The sequence below is a fragment of the Bradyrhizobium guangzhouense genome (genome assembly GCF_004114955.1).
GTDB lineage: Bacteria > Pseudomonadota > Alphaproteobacteria > Rhizobiales > Xanthobacteraceae > Bradyrhizobium > Bradyrhizobium guangzhouense.
Map to the genome: position 1 here is coordinate 5,466,225 of NZ_CP030053.1, position 15,216 is coordinate 5,481,440.

Annotated in this window: 14 protein-coding genes; 7 read left to right on the top strand and 7 right to left on the bottom strand. The window is 65.5% G+C overall.

Annotation, left to right across the window (positions count from 1 at the left end; translation table 11 throughout):
* Positions 1 to 159: 159 nt before the first annotated feature.
* Positions 160 to 426, top strand: coding sequence for a hypothetical protein (locus XH91_RS26185; protein ID WP_057757219.1), 267 nt, complete (start codon positions 160 to 162; stop codon positions 424 to 426).
* Between the two features lie 12 nt (positions 427 to 438).
* On the opposite strand, the gene XH91_RS26190 is transcribed toward XH91_RS26185, so the two are convergent.
* Both XH91_RS26190 and XH91_RS26195 read right to left on the bottom strand, forming a co-directional pair.
* The gene (locus tag XH91_RS26190) at positions 439 to 1,308 is read right to left on the bottom strand and encodes a sulfurtransferase (protein WP_128953262.1); all 870 of its coding nucleotides are present in this window, start codon (positions 1,306 to 1,308) and stop codon (positions 439 to 441) included.
* Positions 1,309 to 1,480: 172 nt separating this feature from the next.
* A complete protein-coding gene (locus tag XH91_RS26195) occupies positions 1,481 to 2,815 on the bottom strand; it encodes a dihydroorotase (protein WP_128953263.1) in 1,335 nt (444 codons plus the stop codon).
* A 101-nt stretch (positions 2,816 to 2,916) separates the two neighbouring features.
* On the opposite strand from XH91_RS26195, the gene ygfZ reads away from it, so the two are divergent.
* The 6 genes from ygfZ (at position 2,917) to XH91_RS26225 (ending at position 9,478) form a co-directional block, all read left to right on the top strand.
* Positions 2,917 to 3,792: a CAF17-like 4Fe-4S cluster assembly/insertion protein YgfZ gene (gene ygfZ, locus XH91_RS26200; protein ID WP_128953264.1), complete on the top strand. Its 876-nt coding sequence runs from the start codon at positions 2,917 to 2,919 to the stop codon at positions 3,790 to 3,792.
* Positions 3,789 to 4,415, top strand: coding sequence for a DNA-3-methyladenine glycosylase I (locus XH91_RS26205; protein ID WP_128953265.1), 627 nt, complete (start codon positions 3,789 to 3,791; stop codon positions 4,413 to 4,415). The genes ygfZ and XH91_RS26205 overlap by 4 nt, the downstream gene beginning before the upstream one ends.
* Complete coding sequence (locus XH91_RS26210) at positions 4,412 to 5,026, top strand: YfbR-like 5'-deoxynucleotidase (protein ID WP_128953266.1); 615 nt, start codon at positions 4,412 to 4,414, stop codon at positions 5,024 to 5,026. The genes XH91_RS26205 and XH91_RS26210 overlap by 4 nt, the downstream gene beginning before the upstream one ends.
* A gap of 210 nt (positions 5,027 to 5,236) precedes the next feature.
* Complete coding sequence (locus tag XH91_RS26215; protein ID WP_128953267.1) at positions 5,237 to 5,743, top strand: tyrosine phosphatase family protein; 507 nt, start codon at positions 5,237 to 5,239, stop codon at positions 5,741 to 5,743.
* 16 nt (positions 5,744 to 5,759) lie between these two features.
* Complete coding sequence (locus XH91_RS26220) at positions 5,760 to 6,719, top strand: NUDIX hydrolase (RefSeq protein WP_128953268.1); 960 nt, start codon at positions 5,760 to 5,762, stop codon at positions 6,717 to 6,719.
* Positions 6,720 to 6,766: 47 nt separating this feature from the next.
* A complete protein-coding gene (locus tag XH91_RS26225; protein ID WP_128953269.1) occupies positions 6,767 to 9,478 on the top strand; it encodes a DUF2339 domain-containing protein in 2,712 nt (903 codons plus the stop codon).
* A gap of 4 nt (positions 9,479 to 9,482) precedes the next feature.
* Here the strand turns inward: XH91_RS26225 and XH91_RS26230 are convergent, their stop codons facing one another.
* From XH91_RS26230 to XH91_RS26250, 5 genes are all read right to left on the bottom strand, one after another.
* Complete coding sequence (locus XH91_RS26230; RefSeq protein ID WP_164934171.1) at positions 9,483 to 11,171, bottom strand: methyl-accepting chemotaxis protein; 1,689 nt, start codon at positions 11,169 to 11,171, stop codon at positions 9,483 to 9,485.
* A 287-nt stretch (positions 11,172 to 11,458) separates the two neighbouring features.
* Positions 11,459 to 11,731 carry a DUF6894 family protein gene (locus tag XH91_RS26235; RefSeq protein ID WP_128953271.1) on the bottom strand — a complete coding sequence of 91 codons (273 nt, stop codon included), beginning with the start codon at positions 11,729 to 11,731 and terminating at the stop codon, positions 11,459 to 11,461.
* Between the two features lie 160 nt (positions 11,732 to 11,891).
* Positions 11,892 to 12,506, bottom strand: a complete 615-nt coding sequence (locus XH91_RS26240) for a hypothetical protein (protein WP_128953272.1) — start codon at positions 12,504 to 12,506, stop codon at positions 11,892 to 11,894.
* A gap of 112 nt (positions 12,507 to 12,618) precedes the next feature.
* Positions 12,619 to 13,605, bottom strand: coding sequence for an acrylyl-CoA reductase (NADPH) (gene acuI / locus XH91_RS26245; protein ID WP_128953273.1), 987 nt, complete (start codon positions 13,603 to 13,605; stop codon positions 12,619 to 12,621).
* Positions 13,606 to 13,647: 42 nt separating this feature from the next.
* Entirely contained in the window at positions 13,648 to 14,898 is a 1,251-nt protein-coding gene (locus XH91_RS26250; RefSeq protein ID WP_128953274.1) for an MFS transporter, read from the bottom strand.
* Positions 14,899 to 15,216 lie beyond the last annotated feature (318 nt).

Consider the following 15,216-nt stretch of genomic DNA (forward strand, 5'->3'; position numbering starts at 1 on the left):
GCGCGAGCCCGGAATGACAGAGACGGGAACTCTGTCATCGACTTTGTTCACAGCCGTTAACCGTTCTTAAAGATGTGGCCTAGCGGTCGTTAATGCGCGTGCTACACCTTCTCGTGCAGCGCATCGCCGTGGATCGCGCCCCAGCCCTGATCGAGTTTCATGAGCCAGCCGATTTCCTACGCCCCCGCCCGCGCGCCGCTGCCCGATCACGAGCAGAAACAGGCCGCCCTGAGCTATCTGAACGAGGCCTGGGCCGAAGCGCGCCATGACGGCGTCGACGGCGATTGCCTCGCGCAGGCGAGCCTGTTTGCGGCGCTGGCCGAGCTCGTCGGCACCTATGGCGAGGACGCGGTGGCGAAATTCGTCGAGGGCTTTCCCGCCCGCATCCGCAACGGCGAATTCTCTGTCAGCCTCGCGAGGCAATAAGTCTTCTGCGTGCTAATCCGTTTCGATCGGCAGTGACGGGTCTCTGGCCCATTCACCCATCGAGGCATCATAGAGCGTCAGCTTGTCGTAGCCGAGCTGCGTCAGCATCAGCAGGTCGATCGTTGCCGAGATGCCGCCGCCGCAATACAGAATCACGTTCTTGTCGCGCGTGATGCCAGCGGCGGCGAATTTGGCCTCGGCATCGGCGAGCGTCGTCAGCGTCTTGTCGGCGTTCACCAGCGTTGCGGCCGACACGTTGACGCTGCCGGGCACCCGGCCCGGCCGGCCGTAGCGGCTCGGCTCGAGGCCACGATGAAATTGCGGCCCCAGCGCGTTGACGGTAACGGTCGCGGGATCGCCGATGCGCGCCTTCACAAAATCCTTGTCGACGAAGAAGCCGGCACGCGGCGCGGCCTTGAAGGTCGTCGTCGGATAGCCCTTCGGCGCGCCTGTCTCAATCGCCCGCCCCTCATCCTTCCATTTGTCAAAACCGCCGTCGAGCACGCGCGCATCAACGCCGAGCGAGCGCAGCATCCACCAGAACCGCGTCGCCCACATCATGGTGCCGATGCTGTAGAGTACGATGGTCTTGCTTGCATCGAGCCCGTGGTGGCCGAAGGCGGCCTCGAGCTGGGCCACATCAGGCATCATGAAGAACTGTCGCGCGGAGGTGTCGGAGAATTCGCCCTGCAGATCGAGGAAATCGGCGCCGGGGATGTGGCCGGCCGCAAACGTCTTGTCGCCGGGGACGGCGCGATACGGCACGTCGCTGCCTGGTGGCACCGGCTCGTTGTAGGTCGTGCAATCGTAGAGGCGGAGATCGGGATCGCCGAGGATGGCGGCGAGTTGCTCGGTGGTGATGAGGGCGGTGGGCTGGGACATTGCTCTCTCCCAATCTGAGCTAACGCTTTGCGGCACACTGTCATTGCCCGCGAAGGCGGGCAATCCAGTATTCCAGAGGCGGCAGTCGTATCAGCCAACTATCGCCGCGGGGTCCTGGAAGCCCCGCCTTCGCGGGGCATGACGGCGGAGCGAGACGGTAGACCGCGCCCCCCTACTGCTTCAGCGTCTCCAGGAACCGCACCGCCTCGCCCTGCGAGGCCGTCACCAGTTCGCCCTGCCACATCACGCGTTTGCCGCGGACGAATGTGCCCACGGGCCAGCCCGTCACGCGGACGCCGTCGTAGGGCGTCCAGCCGGCCTTGGACGCCACCCATTTGTTGGTGATGGTTTCGCTGCGCTTGAGATCGACCACTGTGAAATCGGCATCGTAGCCGGCGGCGATGCGACCCTTGCAAGCCATGTTGTAGAGACGCGCGGGGCCGGCGCTGGTGAGATCGACGAAGCGTGCGAGCGACAGCCGGCCTGCATTGACGTGGTCGAGCATCAGCGGCACCAGCGTCTGCACGCCGGTCATGCCGGAGGGCGAAGCGGGATAGGTCTTCTGCTTTTCGTCCAGCGTGTGCGGAGCGTGGTCGGAGCCGAGCACGTCGATGATGCCCTGCTCGATGCCGCGCCAGATGCCGGTGCGATGATCGGCGCCGCGCACCGGCGGATTCATCTGCGCCAGCGTGCCGAGCCGCTCGTAGCATTCCGGCGCGACCAGCGTGAGATGGTGCGGCGTCGCCTCGCACGATGCCACGTCCTTGTGGTCACGCAAAAACTCGATCTCTTCCTTGGTCGAGATGTGCAGCACGTGGATACGTTTGCCGGTCTCGTGCGCGAGCTTGACCAGGCGCTGCGTCGCCATCAGCGCCGCGGTCTCGTCGCGCCACACCGGATGCGAGCGCGGATCGCCCTCGATGCGCAGCGATTTCCGGTCGTTAAGGCGATACTCGTCCTCGGCATGAAATGCGGCGCGGCGTCGGATCACCTGAAAAATGCGGCGCAGGCTTTCGTCGTCCTCGACCAGGAGCGCGCCGGTCGACGAGCCGATGAACACCTTCACGCCCGCGCAGCCGGGGGCGCGCTCGAGCATGGGCAGGTCCTGCACGTTTTCGCGGGTGCCGCCGATGAAGAAGGCGAAATCGCAATGCATGCGATGATGGGCACGCTTGACCTTGTCGGAGAAGGTGGCCTCGGTCACCGTGAGCGGCGAGGTGTTCGGCATCTCGAACACGGCGGTGACGCCGCCCATCACGGCGCTGCGCGACCCGGTCTCGAGGTCTTCCTTGTGCTCCAGCCCTGGCTCGCGGAAATGCACTTGCGTGTCCATCACGCCGGGCAGGATGTGCAGACCCTTGCAGTCGATCACCTCGGCGGCGGCGCCTTGCGACAGCGGGCCCAGCTCAGCGATGCGGCCATTGATGATGCCGATATCGCTGATACCCTCGCCGTCCTGATTGACGACGGTGCCGCCCTTGAGGATCACGTCGAAGCGCTGGGTCATGGCTGAAGGCCCCTCTCATCCCCAAGCGCAGGGCTCGAGGTCTTGTCGTTTATGCCTTGCGGGCTTACGTTCGCCAGCACCATGTCGCAAGAGATTTTCGCATGAAATCAGCGTTTCTTCCCGACCGGGGCGTGATCAAGGTCGCGGGCGAGGACGCACGCAACTTCCTCAACGGCCTCATCACCACCGATGTCGACAGGCTCAAGCCGGGCCTGGGGCGATTCGGTGCGCTGCTGACGCCGCAGGGCAAGATCATCGTGGATTTCCTGATCACGGAGGCGCCCAGCGGCCACGGCGGCGGGTTCCTGATCGACTGCCCGAAACCGCTGGCCGATGGCCTCGCTACCAAGCTGAAATTCTACAAGCTGCGGGCCAAGGTCACGGTGGACATCCTCGATCTGGGCGTGCTCGCAGCCTGGGATGGCCAGCCTGCCGCACTGCCGGATCTCGCCTTCGCCGATCCGCGCCATGCCGAGCTCGGCACGCGCATCCTGATCCCCGAGGATCTCAAGCAGAAACTGTCGGACCTGATCGGTGCGGAGCTGGTCGATGCCAGCGAATACGAGTCGCACCGGATCGCGCTCGGCGTGCCGCGCGGCGGGCTCGATTTCATGTACAGCGACGCGTTCCCGCACGAGACCAACATGGATCGCCTTGCCGGCGTCGATTTCGACAAGGGCTGCTATGTCGGCCAGGAGGTCGTCTCGCGCATGCAGCATCGCGGCACCGCGCGCACCCGTAGCGTGAAGGTGCTGCTCGAGGACTCTTCGCCCGAGATCGGCGTCAGTGTCATGGCCGGCGACAAGGCCGTCGGCACCATGGGCTCGTCGGCAAAGGGCAAGGGCATCGCGCTGGTGCGCATCGACCGTGTTGCGGATGCGCTCGATGCCGGGCAGCCGCTCACCGCTGGCGGACTCGCGCTGAAGCTGGCAGAACCCGAAATCGTTCGCATTCCCGCAAAGCAGCCCATCGCATGAGCCGTGCTCCCCGCCTGCATCCCGACGGAAAGACCCGCTGCCCCTGGCCCGGCGAAGACCCGCTCTACGTCGCCTATCACGACACCGAATGGGGCGTGCCTGAATATGACGACCGCGCACTCTATGAAAAGCTGATCCTCGACGGCTTTCAGGCCGGCCTGTCCTGGATCACGATTTTGCGCAAGCGCGACAATTTCCGCAAAGCTTTCGACGATTTCCAGCCGGAGAAGATCGCGCGCTACAGCGAGAAGAAAGTGCACGCACTGATGAACGATGCCGGCATCGTGCGCAACAAGGCCAAGATCGACGGCGCGATCCTGAGCGCGAAGTCATATCTCGACATCATGGAGAAGGGGCCGGGCTTCTCGAAGCTGCTGTGGGACTTCATGGGCGGAAAGCCCAAGGTCAACAACTTCAAGACCACCGCGAGCGTGCCGGCGTCGACGCCGCTGTCGGTTCAGATCTCCAAGGAGCTGTCCTCGCGCGGCTTCAAATTCGTCGGGCCGACCATCGTCTATGCCTTCATGCAGGCGACCGGCATGGTCAACGACCATCTGGTCGACTGCCATTGCCACGCGACCTGCAGCAAGCTGCAGCGCAAGCCGCGCCTCAAGGCCAAATGACGGCCAGGAAGACCGCACGCGGTGCGGAGTCCCGCGCCTGGCAGCGCATGCTGTCGGGCCGGCGGCTCGATCTGCTCGATCCCTCCCCGCTCGACGTCGAAATTGCCGACATCGCGCATGGGCTCGCGCGGGTCGCGCGCTGGAACGGGCAGACCATAGGCGCGCACATCTTCTCGGTCGCCCAGCACACCCTGCTGGTGGAGACCGTGCTGCGGCACGAGATGCCACGCGTCGACCAGCGCATGCGGCTCGCCGCTCTGCTGCACGATGCGCCCGAATATGTGATCGGCGACATGATCTCGCCGTTCAAGGCGGTGCTCGATGGTCATTACAAGGCGGTGGAGAAGCGCCTGCTCGGCGCCATCCACATCCGCTTCGGCCTGCCGCCAGTGCTGCCTGACGAGATCACGCAGGCGATCAAGGCAGCCGACCGTGGCGCGGCGTATCTCGAGGCAACCGAGCTCGCTGGCTTCAGCGAGAGCGAGGCGAGGCGCCTGTTCGGCAAGGATCCCGGCCTCTCCGACAGTACCAGGCGCGACTATCTGACGCCCTGGACGGCAGCGCGGGCCGAGAAGCAGTTTCTGGAGCGGTTTGGGGCGGTGTTTGCGTGAGCGTTCGTGGGGGTGGTGGCGCCTCCCACTCCGCTGTCGTCCCGGCGAAGGCCGGGACCCATACTCCGGGAAGGCCGTTTTACGACGACTCGGAGTTGCCACCACCCCAATCACAGGCGCGGGTGGGGTCCCGGCCTTCGCCGGGACGACAATGTGGAAGCTTTGCCCACTCAACGGCGCTCGCTATACTTGGCGCCAAAAAGGTCCACCATGATCCACGTCTGCTCGCTCGCCGCCCTTCCCGAAACCGTTCGCCGCACCGGGGCCAGCCACGTGCTGACCGTGATGGCCAATGTCGAGCAGGTGGCGCGGCCGGTGTCGGTGCTGCCGGCCAATCATCTCAAGGTGTCGATGGATGACATCATCGAGGAGATGGACGGCTTTGTCGCCCCCTCCGAGGCCCATATCGACCAGGTGCTGAACTTCGTGCGCGGCTGGGACCGGGCTGCACCGCTGGTGGTTCATTGCTATGCCGGCATCAGCCGCTCCACGGCGAGCGCGTTCGCCGCCGCCTGCGCGCTCAATCCTGATCGCGACGAGATCGAGATCGCGAAGAAGATCCGCGCGGCCTCCCCGATCGCCTCGCCGAACCGCCGCATTGTCAGCCTCGCCGACCGCGCACTCGGGCGCAACGGCCGCATGCTGCGCGCGCTCGACGAGATGGGTCCGGGCGAGATGCTGGTCGAGGGCCGCCCCTTCGTGATCGAGCTCGAATGACATCAGCGATCTTGGGATGAGCGACAAGCTGACGCCGATCGAGATCGGCCTGACGGCCGCGATCGTCGCGATCGAGGATCACGAGCCGCTGGTGTTGACCGCGCGCGGCGCTGACGGGCTCGCCGGGCTGCCGTTCGGTCCATTCGATGCGCCGAGCCATCGCACCTTCGAGATCGGTCTGCGCGCCTGGGTCGAGGAACAGGCGGGACTGCGGCTCGGCTATGTCGAGCAGCTCTACACGTTCGGCGATCGCGGCCGTCATGCCGAGGCGGGCGACACCGGCGCGCATATGGTGTCGATCGGCTATCTGGCGCTGACGCGCGGCGCCGAGGGCGCTGCGAATGCCGCAAGCTTCGAGCCCTGGTATCGGTTCTTCCCCTGGGAGGACTGGCGCGAGGCGCCACCTGCGATCATCGCCCGTGACATCATCCCGGCGCTGACGGCATGGGCCGAGGAGGAGCCGCCCGAGACGACGCGCGCGCTACCGCGCAGGGATCGCGTGCGGTTCTATTTCGGCCTCGAGGGTGCTTCCTGGGACGAGGAGCGCGTGCTCGACCGCTATGAGTTGCTCTACGAGGCCGGCCTCGTCGAGGAAGCCCGGCGCGATGGCCGCCCTGCGGCACTGGCGCGCAAGACGCTGCCAGCGCTCGGCACGTCCATGCGCTTCGACCATCGCCGGATCCTCGCCACCGCGATCGCCAGGCTGCGCGCAAAGCTGAAGTATCGTCCTGTGGTGTTTGAACTTTTGCCCGCCGAGTTCACACTCACTGAGTTGCAGTATACGGTGGAGGCGATCTCCGGCCGGCACCTGCACAAGCAGAATTTCCGTCGTCTGGTCGAAACCGAGGCGCTGGTCGAACCGACCGGCGAGATGTCGACACAGACGGGCGGGAGACCGGCGGCGCTCTATCGCTTCCGCCGCGACGTGCTCCAGGAACGGCCGGCGCCCGGTTTGCGCGTCCGCTCCCGGCGCTAGATCAAAGATTGCGGTCGGCCCCTGCCTGCCGATTGCCAGGAGGCCCCATGTTCGACGCCCCGTTCGACGTCTTTGCAGTGATGATTGCGATCGCCGCGTTCCTGATCGCGCTGAAAGCGTCGAACCAGGCGACCGAGCTGCGCCGTCGGCTGCGCTCGCTGGAGGCCGCTCTGCAGGCGCAGCGCCAGCTTCAGCCACCGCCACCGCTGCCTGTGCAGGAGCAGCCAAGCACGCCGGAGACATCTGCGGCAGAGCCGCCGCCGCTGGCGCCGGAAGCCGAGGCTGCGCCGCCGCTCGTCACCGAAGAGGCTTCGCCACCCCCGCTCGAACCGAGTGCTGAAGCCGGCCTCGCAGCCGATGCGCCGCCGTCATTGCCCGCGCCGGCGCCCGGCTTCGAGGAGCGGCTCGGCACCCGCTGGGTGGTGTGGATCGGCGGCCTGGCGCTCGCGCTCGGCGGCTTCTTCATGGTGCGCTATTCGATCGAAGCGGGCCTCGTCGGCCCCGGCGTGCGCGTGTTCCTGGGCGGCCTGTTCGCAGCCGCGCTGCTCGGTGCCGGCGAGTGGACGCGGCGCAAGGAAAGCATCTCGAGCATCGCAGCGCTGCCGATCGCCAACATCCCCGCGATCCTCACCGCGGCCGGAACGGCGGTGGCGTTCGCGACCGTGTATGCCGCCTACGCGCTCTATGGCTTCCTGGTGCCCGCCACCGCCTTCGTGCTGCTCGGCATCGTTGCGATGGGCACGCTCGCGGCGGCGCTGCTGCACGGGCCGGCGCTCGCAGGCCTCGGCGTGGTCGGCGCCTTCGCGACGCCGGTGCTGGTCTCCAGCGGCAAGTCGGACTATTGGGCGCTGTACATTTATCTTGCCATCGTCACCGCCGCGAGCTTCGGCCTCGCCCGCATCAGGCTGTGGCGCTGGCTGGCCGTCACGACGATCGTCTTCGCAGTGCTCTGGATCTTCCCGGGCCTCGACACCGGTGACATGCACGTCGCGCCGCATGCGTTCCATGTGATGTCAGGCTTCGTGCTCGCCGCGCTGCTCGTGGTCTGCGGCTTCATGTTTGGCCCCACCATCGAGGACGGACAGATCGAACCGGTGTCGTCGAGCGCGCTCGGCGCCTATCTGTTCGGCGCGATGCTGATCGTATTGTCGAGTGCGCATGCCGACCTGTCGCTGATCGCCTTCACGCTGCTCGTTGCTGCGACGCTGTTCGTCGCCTGGCGCGCGGACGCCGCCGTCGGCGCGCTGGGCGCGGCCGCGGCAACCGTGTTCATCGTGTTCGCCGAATGGGCGGTGCGCGCCAATCCTGACATGCTGGTGCTGCCTGGCGGCGCGATGCCGGGCATCACGCCGACCGCAACCGACAGTGCGGTGACGCAGCATCTGGTGATGGCTGCGATCTTTGCCGCCGGCTTCGGCATCGCCGGCTTCTTCGCGCAAGGCCGATCGAATTCGGCGATCATTCCCGTGGTGTGGTCGGCGGCGGGTGTCGCGACGCCCATCGCGATCCTCGTCGCGCTCTACGCCCGCATTGCCCATCTCGACCGCTCGATTCCGTTCGCGATCCTCGCGGTGCTGCTCGCCGCCGCCTTTGGCTTTGCGACCGAAACACTGACCCGCCGTCAAACCCGGCCGGGCCTTGCGATCTCGACGGCCCTGTTCGCGACCGGCACGCTCGGCGCGCTGGCGTTGGCGCTGACCTTCGCGCTGGAGAAGGGCTGGCTCACCATCGCGCTGGCGCTGATGTCGCTCGGCACCGCCTGGATTGCGCTGCAGCGACCTATCCCGTTCCTGCGCTGGCTCGCCGCGATCTTCGCCGGCATCGTCACCTCGCGCATCCTCTATGACCCGCGCATCGTCGGCGATGCCGTCGGCACCACGCCGATCTTCAATTGGCTGCTGTGGGGCTATGGCCTGCCGGCCGCCTCCTTCTGGGGGGCGAGCATCTTCCTGCGCCGCAGGGGCGACGATGCACCGCTGCGCATGGTGGAGGCGGCCGCGATCCTGTTCACCGCGCTGCTCGCCTTCATGGAGGTCCGCCACTTCGCGACCGGCGGGGACATGATCGCATCGCCCTCGCTGATCGAGGCCGCCCTGCAGGTCTGCGTGGCGCTGGCCATGGCGATCGGACTGGAGCGGTTGCGGCTGCGCAGCCACAGCATCGTGCACAATGTGGGCGCGATCGTGCTCACGGCGATCGCCGGCTTCATCGGCGTGTTAGGCCTGCTGTTCCTGGAGAATCCGCTGCTGTGGCACATTGATGTCGGCGGCGCCTTGTTCAACCTGCTGCTGCTCGGCTACGCCCTGCCCGCGGTGCTGATGCTGCTGCTCGCTTATGCGGTGGCCGACGCGCGGGGCAAGATCTATGCGAATACGATTGCGGGCTCGGCGCTGGTGTTTGCGCTCGTCTACCTGACGCTGGAGATCCGCCGCTTCTATCACGGCCCGTTCCTCACCAGCGGCGAGACCACGGGCGCCGAGCAATACACCTATTCGATCGGCTGGCTCGCCTTCGGCGTCGTGCTGCTCGGCATCGGTATTCTCGCCAACTCCGAGCGGGCGCGCCTGGCGTCGGCCGCCGTCATCGCGCTGACGATCCTGAAGGCCTTCGTCATCGACATGTCGACGCTGACGGGCGTCTACCGGGCGCTGTCGTTCATGGGCCTCGGCATCGTGCTGGTCGCGATCGGCTGGCTCTACCAGCGCATCCTATTCCGGCGGCAGGCAACGCCACCGCCGGCTCCCCAGACGGGCAGCTGAAAAATCAGGCCGCGCGGACCGACTCCAGGAACTGCGCGACCTCGACCTTGAGACGTGTGCTGTCGGTCGCCAGCGACTTCGCCGCCGACAGGACTTCGACCGACGCTTCGCCGGTCTCGATCGCACCGCGCTGCACGTCGGTGATGTTCGACGAGACCTCCTGGGTGCCAACCGAGGCCTGCTGGACGTTGCGCGAGATCTCCTGCGTCGCCGCGCCCTGCTCCTCGACCGCGGCGGCGATCGCCGCCGCGACTTCCGACAGCCGCTCGATGGTGCCGCCAATCTCCTGGATGGCGCTGACGGATTCCTGCGTCGCGGCCTGAATGCCCGATACCTGCGCCCCGATTTCGCCGGTCGCCTTCGCGGTCTGTTCGGCCAGCGCCTTCACCTCGGAGGCGACGACGGCGAAGCCGCGGCCCGCTTCGCCCGCGCGCGCGGCCTCGATGGTGGCGTTCAGCGCCAGGAGATTGGTCTGGCCCGCGATGGTGTTGATGAGCTCGACGACGTCGCCGATGCGGGCGGCCGCCTGCGACAGCTCGTTGACCCGCTCATTGGTCCGCGACGCCTGCTCGACGGCCTCCGCCGCCATCCGCGCCGAATCCTGCACGCGGCGGCTGATCTCGGTGATGGAGGACGACAGCTCCTCGGAGGCGGATGCCACCGCCTGCACGTTGGTGGAGGCTTCCTCGGAAGCCGCGGCGACGACGGTCGCCAGCTCCTGGCCGCGCTGGGCCGTGTTGGTCAGCGTCGACGCGGACGCCTCGAGCTCGGTCGAGGCCGACGACACGGTGCCAACGACCTCGCCGATCATGGCTTCGAACTTGCTGGTGATGGCGTCGACGCGGCGGCCACGCTCGATCTTGGCCTCGGCGTCGAGCCTCGCCGCCTCGTCGGCCTCGCGCTTGGCGATCAGCGCTTCCTTGAAGATCTGGAGCGCGTCCGCCATCGAGCCTATCTCGGTCTTCTCGCCGCGATGCGGCACCTCGGCCGACAGATCGCCCTCACCGAGCAATTGCATCGGCTTGATGATGGAAGCAATGCCGCGCGAGACGTCGCGCACGAGATAGTAGGCCGCACCGATCGCGATCACGACCGAAAGCACGATGATGCCGACCAGCACGCGAAAGATGGTGGCGTAGCTGTCGGCCGCCTGCTTCGTCTCCAGCTCGGCACCGTGGTTGTTCAGCTCAATGCCCTTCTGGAGCAGCGGATCGGCCGCCTGGGCCATCTTCGCGACCTTGGTCTGCAGCATCTCGTTGGCTTCAGTCGGGAACTTGCCGGGACTCTTGCGCGACAGCGCCATCGTCTCCTGAACGCCGGTCAGGTACTGCGCCCAAGCCTTGGCCCACTGTTCGTAGATCGAGCGTTCCTCCGGTGAGGTAATGAGGCCTTCATAGATCTTGCGGGTGGTCTCGATGCGCTCGCGCAAGGGAACCATGCGCTTCTCTGCGGCGTCCTTGCCCTCAATGCTCTCCTGCATGAGATGCAGACGAAGGACGACGCGCAGCTCGTTGATGTCAGCCCGCATCGAGCCCAGCGCACGCACGCTCGGCAGCCAGCTCTCCGCGATCTCAACCGTGTGGGAATTGATGTTCTGCATCGTTCCGATCGCAACGACGCCGACACCGGCGAGCGAGAGCACGAGGACCGACAACACAGTCAGAAGCTTGAAGACGATCGACAATTTCGACATCACGACAAATCCCGATGAGACCTAAACGCACACGTTACCTGCGCCACGACCGTCACGACGGACGGCAGGGCGGGTCATTCCAACAATTCTGGCTGGTTCTTATCCGGTAAGATTGCGCACATAGTTGCAAGCAGCCGTTAACAGAGGCCTACGTGGAACTACGGATGCGACAATTGTGGCCGTTATTTCTTTTGCAACCATTTGTTGCAGCCTGTCCGAACATCCCCTCCTGGCCAAGCCGGTGCATCGCCGCCGGACAGGCCCGGTTCACGCGCTTGAGAAGCTAATCACGGCCGCCGGTCGTTACCCATGCTCCTCGCTGGTGCAGCACACACGGCCTCGCTGACCAGGCTGATGCGAAAGACCTGCTGCTTGTTCTCGTCGAGCAGCTCCATGCTCCACTTCGCGTTGGGCTTCAGATTGCGGGCGATGCTGCCGAGCAGATTGGCGCACACCTCGGTCATCTCGGTCCAGGCCGCGGCGCGATCCTCGAACTCGTACGGCTGATCAGCCGCGCCGGAATAGCGCCCGGTGCTGATGCGAAAGAAATAGAGCGACATTATTGAACTCTTGCGTAGGGCCGCCTCCCGGCCGTTACGCAGGCTGGGGCGACAGTCGCTACCAAGGCATAAAAACCGCGGGCCGTATGATTACGGCGCCACGGCTTGCCGCGCGATGCATTCGTCAAATGCAGGTAAACCGAGCGCAGTTGCGCTCGTATCACTCGGTCGAGCGGCGCAGCTCCAGCGGACCTTCGTTCTTCGAATCCGACTTTGGCTCGGCCTTCGCTTCCGACTTCACCGGCTCGATCCGGCGGCTCTCGACCCGCGGCGTCTCGACCCGCGCGGCGACTTCGGTACTGGGCGCATTGATCGAACCGGTCTGCTCTGAGGTATGCAGCGAGCGCGGCCGTGCGACGGCGCGGGCCATCAGCATCTGGTTGCCACCCTGGTGATGGAAGTCGCAATAGGCGAAGCCCATGCCCGAGACGGAGCCGCGGAAGCTGCGATCGTCGGTTTTTTCCAGGTTGAAACAAGGCTCAAACGGGATGCCCTTGATCGAGGCGCAGACGTTCTGGCCGCGGATCTGGAGGGTGTTGCCGGGAAGCCGGATGTGGCGCACCGGGCCCGAGCCCGAGAACTGCACCGCACCGGCGGCGCCGAGATCGTCGAGGATGCGGCCTGCACCGCGGGTGCCGTCGAAACAGGTGAAGGCGAAGACCTTGCCGGCGACGAAGCGACGAGCCTCGTCCGCGTTCATACTCCCAGCCAAGGCGACGGCCGGCGCTAACGTCACGACTGCCGTGACAGCCCCCAACACAATACGCGCAAGCATGCTCAACTCCGAACCAACCCCGCAGCGGGCGATGCCTTATCTCTTTACCCGCTGCTTACCATACTAACCAAGGCAACATTGAAGCAGCTTGGTTGGCAAAGTCTGAACGCCGTTAGAGAATTTTTACCACGATGCGACCGCGGACCTGGCCGGCCAAGATTTTCGCGCCCCATTCCGGAACCTGGTCGAGCGAAATTTCCGTAGTAATTTCAGCTAGTTTTGCCCGATCAAGGTCGGAGGCGAGGCGTTGCCAGGCGGCTTTTCGCGGCTCGATGGGACACATCACAGAATCGATGCCGAGAAGGCACACCCCGCGCAAAATGAAGGGCGCGACCGAAGACGGCAGATCCATGCCGGCCGCAAGACCGCAGGCGGCAATGGCGCCACCGTACCTGGTCATCGACAACAGGTTCGCCAGCGTGGTCGAGCCGACGCTGTCGACGCCACCCGCCCAGCGCTCCTTGGCAAGCGGCTTTGCCGGTGCAGACAATTCATTGCGGTCGGTCACCTCGGCAGCACCTAAGCTCTTCAGATAGTCGGCCTCGGACGCACGGCCGGTCGAGGCGATGACGTGGTAGCCGAGCCGGGACAACAGGGCGGTGGCGACCGAGCCGACGCCGCCGGCCGCGCCCGTCACGACGACAGGACCGCTTTTCGGCGAGACGCCGTGCTTCTCCAGCGCCAGCACGGAGAGCATCGCGGTGAAGCCGGCGGTGCCGATCGCCATGGCATCGCGCGCCGACAGGCCTTGCGGCAGGGCGACCAGCCAGTCGCCCTTCACCCGCGCCTTTTCGGCATAGGCGCCGAGATGGGTCTCGCCCATGCCCCAGCCGGTGCAGACGACCTTGTCGCCGGCCTTCCATTGCGGATGGGAGGAGGCCTCGACCGTGCCGGCGAAATCGATGCCGGCAATCATCGGGAAGCGGCGCACCACCGGCGCCTTGCCTGTCAGCGCGAGGCCGTCCTTGTAGTTCAGCGTCGACCATTCGACGCGGACGGTGACGTCGCCGTCCATCAGCTCGGCGTCGTCGAACTGGGTGAGCGCGGCAGTGGTGCCCTTGTCCGCCTTGTCGATCCTGACAGCCTTGAATGTGCCCACGGCTTGAACTCCCTGACTTGTTTGACCGGGATGTTTAGCCGATCAGGCCGGCTGCGCAACCGCTCGTGCGACCGGCTTCTCCACGATCGGGAGATTGATCAGCGCCGAGAGCACGCCGAACAGGATCGAGAGCCACCAGATCGGCGTGTAGGAGCCGAATTTCTCGAAGACGATGCCCCCTAACCAGACGCCGAGGAAACCACCGACCTGGTGGCTGACGAAGGCAAAGCCATAGAGCGTCGCCAGCCACCGCGTGCCGAACATCAGCGCCACCAGCGCTGAGGTCGGCGGCACGGTCGACAGCCAGGTGAGGCCCGAGACCGCACCGAAGGCGATCGCCGAGAACGGCGTGATCGGGAACGAAATGAAGGCCAGCGTTGCCAGCGCGCGGGTGAAATAGATGACCGAGAGGATGTAGCGCTTGGGCAGCGAGTTCTGGAGATAGCCGACGCTGAGCGAGCCCATGATGTTGAACAGGCCGATCGCCGCGATCACCCAGCCGCCGGTTTGCGTCGAGATGCCGCGATCGACCAGGAACGCCGGCAGATGCACGGTGATGAAGGCGAGCTGGAAGCCGCAGGTGAAGAAGCCGAGCACCAGCAGCACGTAGGAGCGATGGCCGAAGGCCTCGGCGAGCGCCCTGGTGATGGTCTGCTCATCCGCAGGCGCTGCGCCGGCAGTGGTTGCGACCGGTGGCGTCGAGATCGCCAGCGACAGAGGAATTATCAGCAGCATCAGGAAGCCGAATACGGTGAGCGCCTGTTGCCAGCCGAAATTGTCGATCAGCGCGACGCCAACAGGCGCGAACAGGAACTGGCCGAGCGAGCCCGCCGCCGTGCCGGCGCCGAGCGCAAGACCGCGCTTCTCGGCCGGCAACAGTTTCGTGAACGCCGACAGCACCAGATTGAACGAGCAGCCGGCGAGGCCAAAGCCGACCATCACGCCCGCGCCGATGTTGAGCGACATCGGCGTCGACGAATAGCGCATCAGCAGAAGACCGCCGGCATAGAGCAGCGCACCGACGCACATCACACGAAACAGGCCGAAGCGATCGGCGATCGCGCCGGCAAACGGCTGGCCCAATCCCCACAACAGATTCTGGAAGGCGATGGCGAGGCCGAACACGTCACGGCCCCAGGCGAATTCATGGCTCATCGGCTGCACGAAGAAACCCAGCGCCGAGCGCGGACCGAAGCCGAGCATGCCGATCGCGCAACCGCAGAAGATGATGACGGCCGGCGTGCGCCATTGAGAGGAACGAGAGGGAGCGAATTCGCCCGCTTGGATCGACATGGTGTTCCTCATCCGGCGCTGGCGATCCGCAAACCGCCGACCGCTGATCAGCCGTTTAATGCAGGTGCATGAAAATCGAAAGTCAAAAATGATTGCGTTCCGCAAAGGGCTATTGCGGGAGCACTGCGTTTTATCGCGGCCTCCACTGGCGCCCATAGCGCGGCTTGACGGAAATGTGTCCGGCCGGGCCTAGCGGCTTGCCAAAGGGCGTGTTATCTTAGATTTACTCAGATTGAGTATATCAAAGCTCTGGCGAAATCCCCACCGGCCCTCTCGGCCGGATTTCTCAGCGCCCATATATACTCAAATCGAGCATAA